Genomic DNA, 16,835 nt, shown 5'->3' with positions numbered 1-16,835 from the left:
GGCGCACTCAGTGCTTGTGGCCGCCGAACAGCGAACGGCGCAGTCGACGCAGCGGGGCGAAGAGCGAGACCCGGCGCACCCGGGCACCCCGGCCCGTACGCTCGTGCGTGGTGTCACGCGCCGTCAGCTCGCGCATCAGGGAGGTCGCCTCGACCGTCTCGCGCTGCGGTATGGCGGGACCCGCCAGCACCGACAGATGGCGGTCGAGGCGCGAACTGGTCGCGCTGCTGCCGCAGGTGATCGCAGGGACCCTGGCCCTGCTGCGCACTGTTATCTGCTCCATGTCACTCCCCACCCGTACGAGTCCACCCGGCCCGGGCAGAGTAACCCTATCGCCCCATGGGGGCACGCGTGTATCGCGTCCACAGGATTCACCTTCCCTGCAAGGAGGTTGACCATCCGTCTTTGACTACTCTCCGAATCCGACCGATTTCAGGGTGAGTTGGACAATGGGCTGGCCGGTGGGCTGCGCTGAGCCACCGTCAGGCTCGACGGTCACGGCGAGTGACGTCGAGGAGGTGTCGAGACCCTTCGCGACCAAGGGCGTGTCGCCCGCGAGGAGCCCGAGGGAGCGCGGTTGCGCCCGGGGGCGCATGAGCCAGAGCTGGCGAACGCGGCCGGCGGGCGGGCTGCCGTATCCGCTGAGGGTGACGACGGCTTCTCCCTGCGAGGCGGAAGCGATCACTCCGATCGCGCGGCCCCGTGCGTCCTTGCTGGTGGTGGCGTGGGCGTCCGGCGCGGCCAGAACGTGGGCGATCTCACGTCCCCGGGCCCGCTCCGCGTCCAGCCGGTGCTGGGTGCGCTGGGCCTGCACGGCGAAGAGCGAGGCGACGACGAGGGCCGCCGCCGCGGTGGCCGTGGCGAACGGCACGAACAGGGGGCGCGTGCGGGGCGTACGGGTGCGGCCCGGCGGGGGCTGGGTGCCCCAGACGTGCGGCGGCAGCTGCGGCGTGCGCTCCCGGGCCGGTGCCTGGGCCTGCTCCTGCGGGATGGTCGGTACGGCCGCCAGCACCCGCTCGCGCAGGGCGGGCGGCGCGTGGGCGGCCGTGGACCAGGCCAGGCGGACCGCGTCCTCGGCCAGTGCCCGCACCTCGCCGGCGCAGCGCTCGCAGCCGTGCAGGTGTTTCTCGAACCGGCGCCGCTCGCCCGGTTCCAGGGCGTCGAGGGCGTAGGGCGCGGCGAGGGAGTGCAGGTCCTCGCGGCGCAGCAGCTTGCCGAGGAGGCTCACGCGACACCTCCCAGGCAGTCGCGGAGCCGGGTGAGCCCGTCGCGCATGCGCGTCTTGACCGTGCCGAGCGGCAGCGAGAGCCGCTCGGCCACCTCACGGTAGGTGTAGCCGTCGTAGTAGGCGAGGGTCACGGACTGGCGTTGCAGATCCGTGAGCCGGCGCAGACAGCGGCGTACCCACTCGCGCTCCATCCCGGCCTCGACCTCCTCGGCGACCTGGTCGAAGGCGGGTTCCCCCACGCGCAGGGCCTCCCGCTGCTCGCGTTCGCCGGCCGCGCGGGCGCTGCGCACCCGGTCGACGGCACGGCGGTGGGCGAGGGTGAGGATCCAGGACAGCGCGCTGCCCCGGCCGGGGTCGTACCGGGCGGCCGAGCGCCATGTCTCCAGCAGCACCTCCTGGGCGACCTCCTCGGACTGGGCGGGGTCGCGCACCACCCGTCGTACGAGTCCGTACACCGGCCCGGACACCAGTGCGTACAGATCCTCGAACGCCCGCTGGTCGCCGCCCGCGACGAGCACCAGCAGCTCGTCCGCCCGCATGCGGGCCCCCTCTCCGTGGCCACAGCCGGCCCTCCCGCGCACTCCACGCATCCGCACGACCGCACACCTCCCGCGGGAGATACGGATCAGCGGGCCGAAAACGCGGGTCGGAAGACGCCCAAAAGTTTTTCTCCGCCGACCAATCCGACCGGCGGCCCCGCTCCGAAGACCCGTCCGTCAAAGGCAAGTCGGCACTGAGGACGGACGGCATGACACCTCTCTTCTCCAGGGGGCCCTTCCCGAGAAGCGGCACGGGACGCACGGCCCTCGCCGCGCTCGTCAGCGGTGCGCTGGCGGCCGGAGCGCTCGCGGCCGCCGGCGTCGCCGCGCTGGGACCCGGGGCGGCCTCCGCCTCCTCCCACCGCGAGGCCCCGCTGATCTCGGGGACCCCGCAGTACGACAACACCGACCTGTACGCGTTCGTCAGCCCGGACAGGCCCGACACGACGACGATCGTGGCCGACTGGATCCCGTTCGAGGAGCCGGCGGGCGGACCGAACTTCTACACGTTCGCCGACGACGCCCAGTACGACATCCACATCGACAACAACGGTGACGCACAGGGCGAGCTGGTGTTCCGCTACACCTTCACGACGCATACGAAGAACGGCAACACGTTCCTGTACAACACGGGCCCGGTCACCAGCCTGGCCGACCCCGACCTCAACATCACACAGACGTACGACATCGATCTGATCCGGCTGAAGAACCAGCACGTGCTGTCGGACACCAAGCTCGCGGACGACGTGCCGGTGGCGCCGTCGGACGTCGGCAAGGCGTCCATGCCGGACTACGGCAAGCTGCGCGCCCAGGCCGTGTACAAGACGGCGGGCGGCGCCGCGACCTTCGCCGGACAGGCGGACGACCCGTTCTTCGCGGACCTGCGCGTCTTCGACCTGCTGTACGGCGGCAACCTCAGCGAGGTCGGCCGGGACACCCTGAAGGGCTACAACGTCAACACCATCGCCCTGCAGGTGCCGAACGACCTGATCCGGGAGTCGGCGGGGCAGCCGGTCGTCGGCATCTGGTCCACCACCCAGCGCCGCAACGCCCAGGGCTACTACAGCCAGGTCTCCCGCCTGGGCAACCCGCTGGTCAACGAGGTGGTCAACCCGCAGAAGGACAAGGACCGGTTCAACGCCTCCCAGCCCTGGTACGACGCCCAGTTCCTGAAGAACGTCACGAACCCCGAACTGCCCAGGCTCATCGAGTCGATCTACAAGATCAAGGCGCCGAGCGAGCCGCGCAACGACCTGGTCGACGTCTTCCTGAAGGGCGTGAAGGGGCTCAACCAGCCGCCGGGCGTGCGCCCTGCGGAGGAGCTGCGCCTGAACACCTCCGTCAAGCCGGCCGCGCACCCCAAGCGGCTCGGCGTGCTCGACGGCGACAACGCGGGCTTCCCGAACGGGCGCCGGCTCACCGACGACGTGATCGACGAGGCGTTGCAGGTCGTCGAGGGGGAACTGGTCGGCTCGAAGAACGACCTGGGCGACGCGGTGGACAAGAACGACAAGGGCTTCGAGAAGTACTTCCCGTACGTCGCCGAGCCCACCTCCGGTTCCCGCGGCCCCCTCGCCAAGGGCACGACGGCAGGCACGGACGTCCGCAGCCAGCTGGGCGACGCGCTCCAGCCGGCCGGCTCCTCCGGCGGCTCCGGCTCGGCCGACACGGTGCTGATCGCCGCGTCGGCCGCCTCGGGCGCGGCCGGGATCCTGCTCCTCGGCACGGCCCTCGGCTGGTGGCGCCGGCGCATACGCCGCCCGTACTGACCCACGCCCCTCATCCAGACCGGCGCGGCCCGTACCTTCCTCTCCCCCACGGCGGGCCGCGCCTTCCACACGACCGACGGACGCAGGAGAACGGCATGGGCGCGCGCAGACAGGACGACGACGGCATGGACGAGCGGACGGCGCGTGGTGAGCCGGCGGTGAACGACGGACCGACGGAGACGGCCGAAGACCCCCCGGCGTCGGCCCCCACCACCCCCGACGACCTCGCGGCCTCCGGCCCCGAAACACCCTCCGCCGACGGATCCGACCCGCGTGTGGCCGCCGTTCGGCGGTTCACCGCCGCCGGACGGCGCCGGCGGGCCGCGCAACTCATGGGCTGTGCCGCGCTGTTGGCCGTCGCCCTGACCGGCGGGGCCATCGCCCTCGGGGCCGACCGGGGGGCCGTCACCGTGCCGGCCGCCTCCGCTGCCGTGGACCCCGGTGTGCTCGGCGGCGGCGACCTGGACGCGGGCATCGCCGCGCTGCAGGCGCATCTGCGGAGCCAGCCCCAGGACGCCGGCAGTTGGGCCACGCTGGGCCTGGCATACGTCGAGCAGGCGCGGACCAAGGGGGATCCGGCGCGCTATCCGCAGGCGGACAAGGCACTGGGGCGGTCTCTCGCGCTGGTCCCGGACAACGATCAGGCGCTGGCCGGGCGCGCCGCCCTCGCCGCCGCCCGGCACGACTTCACGGACGCCCTGACCTACGCGGACCGGGCACTGCGGCAGAACCCGTACAGCGAGCGCGCGCTGTCCTCCCGTATCGACGCCCTGGTCGAACTCGGCCGGTACGCGGAGGCGTCGAAAGCGGCCGAGACCGCCGACGCCCGCAAGCCGGGGGTGCCGGTCTTCACGCGGTACGCGTATGTGCACGAGCTGCGGGGTGATGTGACGACCGCACACCGGGTCCTCGCACAGGCGCTGGCGGGCACCACCTCACCCGGCGACATCGCGTACGTGGCCACCCAGCTCGGCCAACTCGCCTGGAGCCAGGGTGACGACAAGTCCGCCCTCACGTACTACGCCCGCGCCCTCGCCGCCGACGACACCTACCTGCCGGCGCTGGAGGGCCGCGCCCGGGCGCAGGCGGCGAGCGGGGACCGCGCGGCGGCGATCAGGGGGATGGAGACGGTGGTGTCCCGGTATCCGCTGCCGGGTCCGCTCGTCGAGCTGGGCGAGCTGTACGAGGCGCGGGGCGCGGCCGGCGACCGGGAAAGGGCGCGCCGGCAGTACGCCCTGGTGGACGCGTGGATCGCGCTGGCCCGGGCCAATGGAGTCGACGCCGACCTCGACACCGCGCTGGCCGCCGCCGACCACGGCGACAAGGCGGCCGCCCTGCGCGCGGCCCGCGCCGAATGGGCCCGCCGGCACACCGTGCACACCGCGGACGCGCTGGCCTGGGCACTGCATGTGAACGGCCGGGACGCCGAGGCCCTGCCCTACGCCCGCCGGGCCACCGCCACCGGTTACCGCAACGCCGCCTTCCTGTACCACCGCGGCGTGATCGAGCTGGCCACGGGCCACCGCCTGGCCGGCCACGCCTCCCTCACCTCGGCCCTGCGCCTGAATCCCGGCTTCTCCCCGCTCGGCGCGGCCGAGGCCCGCAAGGCTCTGGAGGCCGCGCAGTGAAGCCACGGCTCGTGTTCCTCCTGCTGGCCACCGGTGTCCTGGCCCTCGTTCCCAGCGGCCCGGCGAGCGCGCACCCGCTCGGGAACTTCACCGTCAACCGGTACGACGGCCTGGTCGCCGCCCCCGGGCAGCTCCGCGTCGACCATGTGGAGGACCTCGCCGAGATCCCGGCGACCCAGGCCGGGCCGGACCTCCAACGGCTGGGCACGGACGCGTGGGCGAGGCAGCGGTGTTCGCGGGCCGCGGAGGGCAGCGGGCTCACGGTCGACGGCCGTACGGCCACGTTGACCGCCGTCGGCGCCTCGGCGCGGCTGCGTCCCGGCCAGGCCGGGCTGCACACCCTCCGCGTGGAGTGCCGGCTGACCGCCCCGCTCCCCCGCGGCGCCACCGTGACCCTCGGCTTCCACAGCGCGGACGCCGCAGGCGGACCCGGCTGGCGGGAGATCACCGCGCGCGGCGACCGTATGACGCTCACCGCGACGGACGTGCCGAAGGCGTCGGTCTCGCACGAACTGACCGGGTATCCGAAGGACTTGCTGTCCTCACCGGCCGACACCACCGCCGCCTCCGTGCGCCTGCGCCCCGGCGGCCCGGCCCTCGACGAGGAGCGGCAGGCGGAACCGGGAGCCGCGATCCTGCCGCGGGGCGCCGACCGCTGGACCCGTGCGCTGGACGACCTCGTGGCCCGCCACGACCTCACGGCCGGCTTCGCCGCGCTCGCCCTGCTCGTCGCGGTCGTCCTGGGCGCGCTGCACGCGCTCGCGCCGGGCCACGGCAAGACGCTGATGGCCGCGGCAGCGGCGGCCCGTGGGGGCCGGGCGAGGCTCCGGGACGTGCTGCCGCTGGCCGCCTCGGTCACCGTGACCCACACCCTCGGAGTGGTCGCCCTGGGCCTGCTGGTCACGGCCGGCTCCGCCGCCACGCCGTCGGTGATCGCCTGGCTGGGCATCGCGGGAGGGGCGCTGGTCCTGGCGGCGGGCGCGGGCCTCGTACGGAGGGTGTGGTCAGCCCGCCACCATCGCCCCGCGCACCATGGGGAGCACGACCATGTGGGGCACGACCATGCAGGACACGCCCACAGCCGCGGCCACTCCAGTGACACCCACACCCATGAAGGGCACACCCTCACCCTCACCCACACCCACGGAGGCCACACCCACACCCACCCCACCGCTCCCACCCTCCGCGGCACCATCCTGCTCGGCTTCGCCGGCGGCCTGGTGCCCAGCCCCTCCGCCGTGGTGGTCCTCGTCGGTGCCGCCGCGCTCGGGAAGGCCTGGTTCGGACTGCTGCTCGTCGTGGCCTACGGCGCCGGGCTCGCGCTGACGCTCACCGCGGCCGGGTTCGCCGTGGTGCGGCTGGGGTCGGGGGTGAGCCGGGTGCTGGAGCGGCGTCCGCGCTGGACCGCCCACCCGGTGGCCGGGCTGGTGCGCCGCTCCGTGCCGCTCGCGTCCGCGCTGGTCGTCATGGCCCTGGGCGCCGGATTGGTGCTCAAGGGGGCCGCATCCGCGCTCGGCTGAGCTAACTTGGGGTGACATCACGCGACGGGGAGACATCACGCGACTTGCCTTGGGGGCGCCGTGTCCGAAGAGCCGGGCCGCGAACGTGTGATCGCGGGCCGCTACCGTCTGCTGTCCCCGCTGGGCGAGGGCGGCATGGGCACCGTGTGGCGCGCCCGGGACGAGGTGCTGCACCGCGAGGTGGCCGTCAAGGAGGTGCGGGCCCCGGCCGGGCTGCCGGCCTCCGACGTGGAGCGGATGTACGCGCGCCTGGAGCGGGAGGCGTGGGCGGCGGCCCGGGTCGCCAACCGCAACGTGGTCATGGTGTACGACGTGGCCCTGGAGGGCGGCCGGCCGTGGATCGTGATGGAGCTGGTGCGCGGGCTGTCGCTGGCCGACCGGCTGGAGGCGGAGGGCCCGCTGTCGCCCCAGCGGGCGGCCCACATCGGGGCCGAGGTGCTGTCCGCGCTGCGCGCCGCGCACGACGCCGGGGTGCTGCACCGGGACGTGAAGCCGGCCAATGTGCTGCTCGCGAACGACGGCCGGGTGGTGCTGACCGACTTCGGGATCGCCTCGGTCGAGGGCAGCTCCGCGCTGACAATGACCGGCGAGGTGATCGGCTCGCCCGAATTCCTCGCCCCGGAGCGGGCGTTGGGACGGGCGTTCGGGCCGGAGTCGGACCTGTGGTCGCTGGGCGTGCTGCTGTACGCGGCGGTCGAGGGCGTCTCGCCGTTCCGGTACGACACCCCGCTCAGCACCCTGCGTGCCGTGGTGGACGAGGAGTTGCCGCCGCCGCACCGGGCCGGCCCGCTCGCCCCGGTCATCGAGGGGCTGCTGCGCAAGGACCCCGCCGAGCGGCTGGACGCCGAGCGGGCAGAACACGAGCTGCGGATCGTCGCGGCGGGGGGCGTGCCCCGGGCGGCCACGACGCCGGTGCCGCCGTACGCCGCCCCGACGGTCGCGGCCCCGCACCAACAGCCCTCCCCCACCCCGCCGCTGCCCCTGGCCGGCGCCACGGCGCCCACGACGTCCACGACGTCCGACGGGCGGCAGCGCAACCGGCGGGCGGGCGCGGTGCTGGTGGCGGGTCTGCTCCTGGTCGCGCTCGCGCTGGCGGGGCTGACGTACGCGCTGCTGAACCGTGACAACGGTGGCCGTCGGGACGACGCGGCCGGTGACACCCGCACGAGCGGCGGCGCGCGGACGCCGACCGCGCACGGCAGCGCGAACTCGGGCGCGGGAACGCCGTCGGCCCCGAGCAGCAGCGCGTCGGCGAGCACCCGGCCGGCCCAGTCCGTCCAGGTCACCGTGGCCGGCGCCCACACGACGTACGCGGGGAGCTGTCCGCCGCCGGACGCGCAGACGCCCGCCTTCACGGCGACGTTCACGGTGGGGCGGCTGCCCGCGCAGGTGGAGTACCGGTGGGTGACGACCCGGGGATCGGTGTCCGACCCGGGATGGCACACGCTGTCGTTCCCGGACGGCGGCGGGAAGACCCGGCAGGTGCGGGTGACCCTGACGGTGTACCGGGGCGACGGGACGACCGAGGACCGGATCAGCGTGAAGGTGCGCGCTCCCGTGCAGACCACGTCGAACGCGGTCCCGTTCTCGGTGAGCTGTACGACGGCCACGGCGACGGAGACCCCGTCGGACGGGGCCTCCGCTTCGGCGTCGGGCTCACCGGGGAGTTCACCCTGAGGGGCGAGCCCGTTCGGGTCACGCGTTGTTCGTGAACACCGGCAGATAGCCGCCGGAGTGGCCGGCCGCGGTGGGGTGGTACGACTCGCCGATGTCGAGCCAGTTGACGCTGTGCAGCCACGAGTCGCCGGAGCAGATCTCGTGGGTGGAGAACGCGGTGCGGACGTCACCGAAGACGAAGCCGTGGGCCTGGGCGCGCTTCTGGATGGCGGCGTCCATGTAGTCGGCCGCGTCGTTGATCGCGGACCGCTTGGTGTCGGAGAGGCCGAGGCAGGTCTGGCCGAGCAGGTAGAAGCGGGGGTAGCTGAGCACGACCACCTGGGCGTTCGGGGCCTTGGCGCTGATCGCGTTGTAGACGGTGTCCAGCTTGCCGGGGAGCGTGGAGTCGACGTACGCCTTGGCCGTGTTGATCCGGTCGATGCAGGCGCTGTCCGACTGGATCACACAGGTCGTCATGACGTCGGAGAACCCGGCGTCGTTGCCGCCGATGGTGATGGACACCAGTGAGGTGGAGGAGTTCAGCGAGCCGAGCTGGTTCGCGAGGACGTCGTCCGTCGTGGCGCCCGAGCAGGCGTTGAAGGCGAACGAGGACGGGCCGTGGGCGGCGTTCCACAGGTACGGGTACGCCTTGGTGCTGCGGTCGCAGGAGCCGCTGGAGCTGATGTAGCTGCCCGCGCCGACTCCGGAGGAGTAGGAGTCGCCGAGTGCCACATAGCCGCCGGTCGCCGCGGTCGCGTGGCCGGCTCCCGTGAGACCGAGGCCGGCGGCGAGGAGGAGCGAGGTAACGAATCCGGTAAGTCGGGAACGTCTCATGGAACCTCCCTTTAGCAGGATCTCTGCCACAACTGTCGTAGCAACTACGCGTGTTGACGGGAAGTGTCCATGCCAAGACTTTTGGGGTCTCAACAGGATCAACGCGAAACGTTCACTGCTCATCTGTTGCAGGGACATACGACTTCTGTTGACGGTTCGACAACTGCCGTCTTGACGACCCCACATGGACTGCGCCACATTGAAGCCCGGCATCCGGCACGTCGGGGGGCAAAGTCGGCCATGCAGACCATACGCAACAAGACCTCTTCATTGCCGCTGCTCGCGGGGGCAGCAACCGCCGTGGCACTGGCCGGCGCGCTGCTCGCTCTCACCGATTCCGCGTCTGCGCTGCGCGGCCCGTGCACCCTGCTCTTCCTGCTCGCGGCGCCGGCCGCGGCGCTCGCCGCCGCGCTGCGCGGGCTGGATCCCTTCGGCCGAGCGCTCTGCGCGCTTGCGGGCTCGGTTGTCCTCAACATGCTGGTTGCCCAAGGCATGCTCGCCGTCCACCGCTGGTCGGTCCGCGGCGGTGTGGTCGCGGTGACCGCGCTGAGCCTGCTGCTCCTGCTCCTGCTCCCGATCCTGGAACGAATTTCGGGAAAACGTACACAAGACCGAGCAACACCGGCCAAAGTTGTGTAACGCGCAAACCAACAAAACTGTGAGACAGCCCCCAGGGGTTGCCTTTCGGGTTCAATCGTCAATACCGTCGTACATCTCACCCGCACCGGCACGTCGGCATACGGCTCCAGGGGAGGGCTCAGGGCCGCGGCGTCCACCGGCGCGGGGCGCGGTAGGGGGGTGCCGTGCTCGGTGACCGCACATGTGACCGAGCCGTGCCGCGCGACCGGCTGCCGTTCTTCACCGGCAGACCGGTCAGCTTTGCCAGCTCATCGGCGTGCACGGAGACCAGTTCACCGCGCCGAAGATGAGAACCCCCCTTTCGAACCGGACACAGAGCCGGGCCGCCCGGGGGTGGGCGGTCCACCGGACGAGAGGGAAAAGACTCATGAGTTCCGTCCTGCGCCCGCCGAGTTCGGGCCAAGATCCTTTAATCGCCGCCCACTACCGGCCGATCTCCTCTCACCTGGCCATCACTCCGCCGGTGAGCGTGGTGATCCCCGCCATGAACGAGGCGGAGAACCTGCCCTACGTCTTCAAGACGCTTCCGGACTGGATACACGAAGTCGTCCTGGTGGACGGCAACTCCACGGACGACACCGTCGAAGTCGCCCGGTCCCTGTGGCCGGACGTCAAGGTCGTCGAACAGCACGGCAAGGGCAAGGGGGACGCCCTGATCACCGGGTTCGAGGCATGCAGCGGCGACATCATCGTGATGGTCGACGCGGACGGCTCCGCCGACGGCAACGAGATCGTGTCGTACGTCTCCGCGCTGGTCTCCGGCGCCGACTTCGCCAAGGGGTCGCGCTTCGCCAACGGCGGCGGCACCGACGACATGACCTTCATCCGCAAGCTCGGCAACTGGGCGCTGTGCACGGTCGTCAACCGCAAGTTCGGCGCCCGCTACACCGACCTCTGCTACGGCTACAACGCGTTCTGGCGGCACTGCCTCGACAAGATCGACCTGGACTGCACCGGCTTCGAGGTCGAGACGCTGATGAACATCAGAGTGGTCAAGGCCGGCCTGAAGGTCCAGGAGATCCCGAGCCACGAGTACCTCCGCATCCACGGCACCAGCAATCTGCGGGCCGTGCGCGACGGGTTCCGGGTGCTCAAGGTCATTCTCAAGGAGCGCTCCAACCGGCGCGAACTGCGCCGCCAGGAACGCCAGTCGCCGATGCTCGACACGGTCCGGGGAGAGGTGTCTTGAGAGATCCCGGCATCTCCGTCGTGATCTGCGTGTACACCGAGGACCGCTGGGAGGACATCCTCGCGGCGGTCTCCTCGGTGCGCGCGCAGTCGTACCCGGCGCTGGAGACGCTCCTGGTCGTGGACCACAACCCGGCCCTGAAGGACCGGCTGGAGCGCGAGTACAAGGAGACCGAGGGCGTCCGGGTGCTGGCCAACGCGGGCCCACGCGGCCTGTCCGCCGGCCGCAACACCGGTATCGCCACCTCCCACGGCGAGGTCATCGCCTTCCTGGACGACGACGCCGTGGCCGAACGCGACTGGCTGCGCCACTTCGCCGAGGGCTACGCCGACCCGCACGTCATGGCGGTCGGCGGCCGTACGATGCCCGTCTGGGCGTCGGGCCGGCGGCCGGCCTGGTTCCCGGAGGAGTTCGACTGGGTGGTGGGCTGCACCTACAAGGGGCTGCCGCCGGGCCGGGTCCGGGTCCGCAACGTGCTGGGCGGAAACGCTTCCTTCCGGCGTACGGCGTTCGACGCGGCGGGCGGCTTCGCGACCGGCATCGGCCGCGACGGCGACCGCCGCCCGCTGGGCTGCGAGGAGACGGAACTGTGCATCCGCCTCACCCGGGCCCGACCCGACGCCGTCCTGCTCATCGACGACCGCGCGGTGATCCACCACCGGGTGCCGGGGCCCCGCGAGCACTTCGCCTACTTCCGCACCCGCACCTACGCCGAGGGCCTGTCCAAGGCGCTGGTCGCGAAGAGCGTCGGCGCGGACAAGGGCCTGGAGTCCGAACGCCGGTACACCACCAGGGTGCTGCCCGCGGGGGTCGCTCGCGGCCTGCGGGACGCCCTGCTGGCCCGGCCGGGCGGCGCGGGACGCGCGGGCGCGATCGTCGCCGGAGTACTGAGCGCCGCCGGCGGGTATGCGGTGGGGACCCTGAGGGCGTACCGGAACGGTACGGCTTTCTCGTCGGCGCCGGTCCGGGAGGGCGGCGGACGGCCCGCAGGCAGCGCCGAGGCGGCCCCGGCCGGCGGTGAACCGGCCCGCGGCCGAGTCCGGCGGACCGGCGGCGCCGACCCCGCCCAGGAAAGCCGCGCCCCCGCCGCGGGCGGCGCGGGGCCGAGCGGCGGCCGGGGCGTAGCGGCCGACGCCGACGCCGTCGAGCACGCCGGAAACGGCGGCGAGCGTCACCAAGGGGGCACGGATGACTGACACTCCCGTACCCATCCTCATGTACCACTCCGTGGCCACCGCGCCCAACGACGCCACCCGTGCCCTGTCGGTCGCGCCGGAGGCGTTCGCGGAGCAGATGGCGCTCATCGGCGACCTGGGTCTGACCCCGGTCGGCACCGCCGACCTCGCGGCCCGCTGGCGCTCCGGCCACCCGCTGCCCGCCCGGCCGGTGCTGATCACCTTCGACGACGGCTACGAGGGCGTGCACCGGCACGCCCTGCCCGTCCTGGCCAAGCACGGCTTCCCGGCCACCCTGTTCGTCTCCACCGGCTGGATCAGGGGCGCATACGACACCGGAGGCGGCCTGGACAGCATGCTCGACTGGCCGCAGGTGCGCGAACTGGCCGCCGCCGGCGTCGAGATCGGCGGGCACAGCCACACCCACCCGCAGCTCGACCAGCTCGACGACACCACCCTGTCCGAGGAACTGACCCGCTGCACGGAGATCGTCACGGACGAACTCGGCGCGCGGCCGGTGTCCTTCGCCTACCCCTACGGTTACTCCGACCGCAGGGTCCGCCGGGCCGTACGCGAGAACGGGTACGGTCAGGCCCTCGCCGTCGGCAACGGCCTCGCCCGCCGCCGCCAGGGGCCGTACGCGCTCCGGCGGGTCACGGTCCGGCGCTCCACCGGCGTGGAGGAGTTCGAGCGGCTGCTGAGCGGCCGGGCCGTCGCCCGCGCCTTCGCCCGGGACCGCGCCCTCACCAAGGGCTACGCCCTCGTCCGCAGAACCCGTCAGGTCCGCCGGAAGGCCATCCGTTCCCGTGTCTGACACGACGACCACGACCGACTCCACGACGACCGACGCCGAGGCGCCCGAGAAGTCCGGGCGCCGCCTCCGGCTGCCCGGCACGGGCCGGTCCGCCGACGGCAGCCCGCTGTTCCGCAACGCCTATGCGCTGATGCTCAACACCGGCATCTCCGCCGTCCTCGGACTCGGCTTCTGGCTGGCCGCGGCACGCTACTACTCCGAGTCGGCGGTCGGGCAGGGCTCGGCCGCCATCGCCGCGATGAAGTTCCTCGCCGGGCTGACCGCGGTGACCCTGACCGGCGCCCTGGCCCGCTTCATCCCGGTCGCCGGGCACCGCACCGGCAAACTCATCTTCCGTACCTACGCGGGCAGTTCGCTGCTGGTTGCGCTCGCGGCGGGCGTCTTCCTGCTGACCCTGGACGCCTGGGGGCCGTCGTACCGCTTCCTGCACGGGACGGTCAACGGGCTCGGCTTCATCGCGGCCGTCGTCGCCTGGAACGTGCTCACCCTGCAGGACGGGGTGCTGACCGGGCTGCGCAACGCCACCTGGGTGCCGGTGGGCAACACCGTGTTCTCGGCCGTGAAGCTGGCCCTGCTCGTCGCGTTCGCCGTCGCCATCCCGACCACCGGTGTCTTCGTGTCCTGGGTGGCCGCGATCGCCACCTCGGTGGTGCCGCTGGGCTGGCTGGTGTTCCGGCGGCTGGTGCCCCGGCACGTCGAGGCGACCGAGGGCCACGCCACGCCGCCGACGCTGAAGCAGGTCGGCAGGTTCCTGGCCGGGGACTACACCGGCTCGCTGTTCTCGCTCGCGGTGATCTACCTGGTGCCGGTGATCGTCGCCGCGCAGGTCAGCTCGGCGGAGAACGCGTACTTCTACATCGCCACCACCATCGGCGGCACCACCGACCTGCTCGCCATCAACATGGGCGCGTCGCTCACGGTCGAGGGCTCGCACGACCCGGGACGGCTGGCCGCCAACACCCGGGCCGCGCTGAAGCGGATGGCCCGGATCATGCTGCCGATCGCGGGCCTGTGGATCATCGGCGCGCCCTGGATACTCGGCGTGTTCGGCGCGGGCTACGCGCACGCGGCGACCCCGCTGCTGCGCTGGCTCGCGGTCGGCTCGATGCTGCGGGTCGTGATCGAGACCTACTTCGCGGTGCTGCGCGCGCGCAGCCGCACCGCCGGGCTCGCCTGGCTGCAGGGCCTGCTGTGCCTGCTGACACTGGGCCTGACGCTGCTGCTCCTGCCCCGGATGGGACTGACCGGCGCGGGCCTCGCCGAGGCCGCCAGCCTCGCGGTGATCGCCGCGATCGCCGCGCCGAAGCTCTGGAGGACGGTCCGGACCGCGACCGAATCCGTGCCCGACACGACGGCACCCGACGGGGACCTCGCCGACCTCGGGCCCCGCGAGATCCCGGCCGCCGTCCCGGCGCGCCGGCACAGCCCGGCCTGGGCGCTGGACTCCGACACGCTCGCCCTCGGCATCCACGTCGACTTCGACCACGTGGAGCGCCGTCCGGACGTCCGCCCGGGCCCCGGCACCCCGCCCGCCGGCACGCCGGCGCCCCCGCTGGGCCTACCGGTGGGGCTTCCCGTCGAGGAGAGGGAGCCGGGCAGCGAGGTCTCGCTGGGCCCCGCCGAGGCCGAACTGCTGCGGGAGGCGGAAGCGGCGGAGGTCGACGCGCCGTTCACGGAGGAGGAGTTGGAGGCGTCCCTCGGGAGAATGGACTCCGTGGTGGAGACCGACGCGCCCCTCCCGGCGGAGCCCGTACCGGACGAACCCGTGGCCGAGGAGCCACCGGCTGCTGTGCCGCTTCGCCAGCGGCTGCTGCCCACCCGTACCGGCGTGGTCCTCGGCTGTCTGCTGGTCGCCGCACTGCTGCTGTACTGGGTGCCCGCGCTCCGGCTCGGCGAGGCCGACCTCGACCGGATGGGCGGGCTCGGGCTGGTCTCGGTGCTGCCGCTGCCGACGCTGGTCGGAGCGGCCCTGCTGGTGACCGTCTTCGCCGCGCTGCTCTGGTTGCGCCGCGAGCACCGGGCGCTGCTGCTGCTCACGCTGGTGGCGACGGTCGTCTCGCTGCACGCGCTGCCCGCCGTGATCGAGACCGAGCCGCGCTTCCCGACGGCCTGGCAGCACCTCGGGTTCATCGACTACATCGACCGCACCGGGTCCGCCGTACCGGACCTGGACGCCCGCTGGAGCTGGCCGGGCTTCTTCGCGGTGGCCGCGTTCGTCGGCCGGGCCTGCGGGGTCACCGACTTCACCGAGGTCATCCGCTGGTGGCCGACAGCCGTCCAACTTGCCTATCTGGCACCGATGTTCCTGCTCACCCGGTCTCTGCGGGCGAGCTGGCGGGCGAAGTGGACCGGCGTGTGGCTGTTCGTGCTGTGCGGCTGGGTCGGCCAGGACTACTTCTCGCCCCAGGGCTTCACCTACCTGCTGTACCTGATGTTCGTGGCGATCCTGCTGGTCTGGTTCCGTCCGCCCCGCGTGATCTGGACGAAGTTCCGTCCGGGCGAGGCCGAGGTGGAACCGGCCGACCGCCGCCAGCGGGCGGTCCTGCTGCTGGTGCTGATCGGCCTGTACGCGGCGAGCGTCCCCGCGCACCAGCTCACCCCGTTCGTCATGCTCGGCGTGCTCGCCGTCCTGGTCCTGCTCGGCCGGTCCGAACTGCGCGGCCTGCCGCTGCTGTTCGCGGTGCTGGTCGCGGTCTGGGTGGGCTTCATGGCCGAGCCGTACTGGTCCGGGCACTTCAACGACCTGTTCGGCGGGGTGGGCGGCGTCGGCAGCAATGTCTCGACCTCCGTCTCCGGCCGTATCCAGGGCGGGAGTTCCACCCACAAGCTGGTGCTGTACACCCGGGTGCTGCTGGCCGGCTCCGTCATGGCGTTCGCCTGCTGGGGCTGGTGGCGCCGGCGTTTCCACCGCTACCGCGAACGCGCCCTGCTGGTGCTGACCTTCGTGCCGTTCCTGGGCTTCGGCATGCAGTCGTACGGCGGTGAGATGGCGCTGCGCGTCTTCATGTTCGCCGTGCCCGGCGCGGCCCTGCTCGGCGCCCTCGCCCTCTTCCCGCGCACCGGCGTCACCGCGCAGGAACGCGCGAAGGACCGGGTGAGCCTCGCCCCGCTGGCCGCGCTGCTGGCCGGGCTGCTGCTGATGGGCGGCTTCCTGGTGGCCCGCTGGGGCAACGAGCCCTTCGAGCGCACCCGGCCCGGCGAGGTCGCGGCCATGAACTGGGTGTACGCCCATGACAAGCCGACGGTGCGGCTGCTGTGGCTGACCCAGGACACGGTCAACGACGTGACGCCGGCGATGCCGTGGGGGTCGAAGGACATGGAGCGGGTGAACTACGTGCCCACTCTCGCCCCCGCCGACCCGGTGCTGGTGTCGGGCCTGGTCAAGGCGTTGAAGGACGCCGGCCCGAACTCATATCTGATGATCAACCGAAGTCAGGTGACCTATCTGCAGCTGGACGCGGGCTACTCCGCGACCTGGGAACCCCGGCTGATCCAGAACCTGGACAACCGGCAGGAGCTGACGAAGGTCCTGGTCAACGATGATGTCACCGTGTTCGCGCTGCGCAGGCAGCCGGCCGGCCCGGTGCCGCTGCCGAAACCGGGGCCGATCGGCCCACAGGTGACCTGGACGCCCTGGTCGGTGGTGGGCGCGCTGGCCGCCGTCGTCCTGATCCTGCTGCTGGCCGCCCGGGAGGTCGTACGGGTCGCCGTCCGCCCCGGCGTGCGTCAACTGCGGCTGCTCCAGGGCTCGTTCTGGTTCGCGCTGCCGCTGCTGACGGTGGTGCTGGCCTCGCTGGTGCAGCGGTTCCTGACGATGAAATGACGCTGAAATGAGGGAAGGTGG

Annotated in this window: 12 protein-coding genes and 1 pseudogene; 9 read left to right on the top strand and 4 right to left on the bottom strand. The window is 72.5% G+C overall.

Annotated elements, in window-relative coordinates:
- Positions 1-7: 7 nt before the first annotated feature.
- The 3 genes from SRB17_RS34245 to SRB17_RS34235 form a co-directional block, all read right to left on the bottom strand.
- A complete protein-coding gene (locus SRB17_RS34245) occupies positions 8-283 on the bottom strand; it encodes a hypothetical protein (protein WP_153544334.1) in 276 nt (91 codons plus the stop codon).
- Between the two features lie 126 nt (positions 284-409).
- Positions 410-1,228: an anti-sigma factor gene (locus SRB17_RS34240; protein ID WP_323376668.1), complete on the bottom strand. Its 819-nt coding sequence runs from the start codon at positions 1,226-1,228 to the stop codon at positions 410-412.
- Complete coding sequence (locus tag SRB17_RS34235; protein WP_153544330.1) at positions 1,225-1,767, bottom strand: sigma-70 family RNA polymerase sigma factor; 543 nt, start codon at positions 1,765-1,767, stop codon at positions 1,225-1,227. The genes SRB17_RS34240 and SRB17_RS34235 overlap by 4 nt, the downstream gene beginning before the upstream one ends.
- A 209-nt stretch (positions 1,768-1,976) precedes the next feature.
- Between SRB17_RS34235 and SRB17_RS34230 the strand changes: the two genes are divergently transcribed.
- The 4 genes from SRB17_RS34230 (at position 1,977) to SRB17_RS34215 (ending at position 8,361) form a co-directional block, all read left to right on the top strand.
- On the top strand, positions 1,977-3,536 hold the full coding sequence (locus SRB17_RS34230) for a DUF4331 domain-containing protein (protein ID WP_153544328.1): 1,560 nt from the start codon (positions 1,977-1,979) through the stop codon (positions 3,534-3,536).
- Positions 3,537-3,631: 95 nt separating this feature from the next.
- Entirely contained in the window at positions 3,632-5,164 is a 1,533-nt protein-coding gene (locus SRB17_RS34225) for a tetratricopeptide repeat protein (RefSeq protein WP_228396435.1), read from the top strand.
- Positions 5,161-6,684, top strand: a complete 1,524-nt coding sequence (locus SRB17_RS34220) for a nickel transporter (RefSeq protein ID WP_323376666.1) — start codon at positions 5,161-5,163, stop codon at positions 6,682-6,684. The genes SRB17_RS34225 and SRB17_RS34220 overlap by 4 nt, the downstream gene beginning before the upstream one ends.
- Before the next feature lie 60 nt (positions 6,685-6,744).
- Complete coding sequence (locus SRB17_RS34215; protein ID WP_323376664.1) at positions 6,745-8,361, top strand: serine/threonine-protein kinase; 1,617 nt, start codon at positions 6,745-6,747, stop codon at positions 8,359-8,361.
- An 18-nt stretch (positions 8,362-8,379) separates the two neighbouring features.
- Here the strand turns inward: SRB17_RS34215 and SRB17_RS34210 are convergent, their stop codons facing one another.
- A complete protein-coding gene (locus tag SRB17_RS34210) occupies positions 8,380-9,174 on the bottom strand; it encodes an SGNH/GDSL hydrolase family protein (RefSeq protein ID WP_153544326.1) in 795 nt (264 codons plus the stop codon).
- 240 nt (positions 9,175-9,414) lie between these two features.
- Between SRB17_RS34210 and SRB17_RS34205 the strand changes: the two genes are divergently transcribed.
- The 5 genes and pseudogenes from SRB17_RS34205 (at position 9,415) to SRB17_RS34185 (ending at position 16,814) form a co-directional block, all read left to right on the top strand.
- Positions 9,415-9,813, top strand: coding sequence for a hypothetical protein (locus tag SRB17_RS34205; RefSeq protein WP_153544324.1), 399 nt, complete (start codon positions 9,415-9,417; stop codon positions 9,811-9,813).
- A gap of 367 nt (positions 9,814-10,180) precedes the next feature.
- Complete coding sequence (locus SRB17_RS34200; protein ID WP_153544323.1) at positions 10,181-11,002, top strand: glycosyltransferase family 2 protein; 822 nt, start codon at positions 10,181-10,183, stop codon at positions 11,000-11,002.
- Positions 10,999-11,967 (top strand): annotated as a pseudogene (locus tag SRB17_RS34195) (glycosyltransferase); the annotation flags it as partial. The gene SRB17_RS34200 and the pseudogene SRB17_RS34195, both read left to right, overlap by 4 nt.
- A gap of 223 nt (positions 11,968-12,190) precedes the next feature.
- On the top strand, positions 12,191-12,991 hold the full coding sequence (locus tag SRB17_RS34190) for a polysaccharide deacetylase family protein (RefSeq protein ID WP_153544321.1): 801 nt from the start codon (positions 12,191-12,193) through the stop codon (positions 12,989-12,991).
- Positions 12,984-16,814: a lipopolysaccharide biosynthesis protein gene (locus tag SRB17_RS34185; RefSeq protein WP_323376663.1), complete on the top strand. Its 3,831-nt coding sequence runs from the start codon at positions 12,984-12,986 to the stop codon at positions 16,812-16,814. Before SRB17_RS34190 ends, SRB17_RS34185 begins: the two co-directional genes overlap by 8 nt.
- Positions 16,815-16,835: the final 21 nt, after the last annotated feature.

The organism is Streptomyces sp. RB17 (genome assembly GCF_009604455.1).
GTDB lineage: Bacteria > Actinomycetota > Actinomycetes > Streptomycetales > Streptomycetaceae > Streptomyces.
This window is presented reverse-complemented; position numbering and strand designations above follow the sequence as displayed.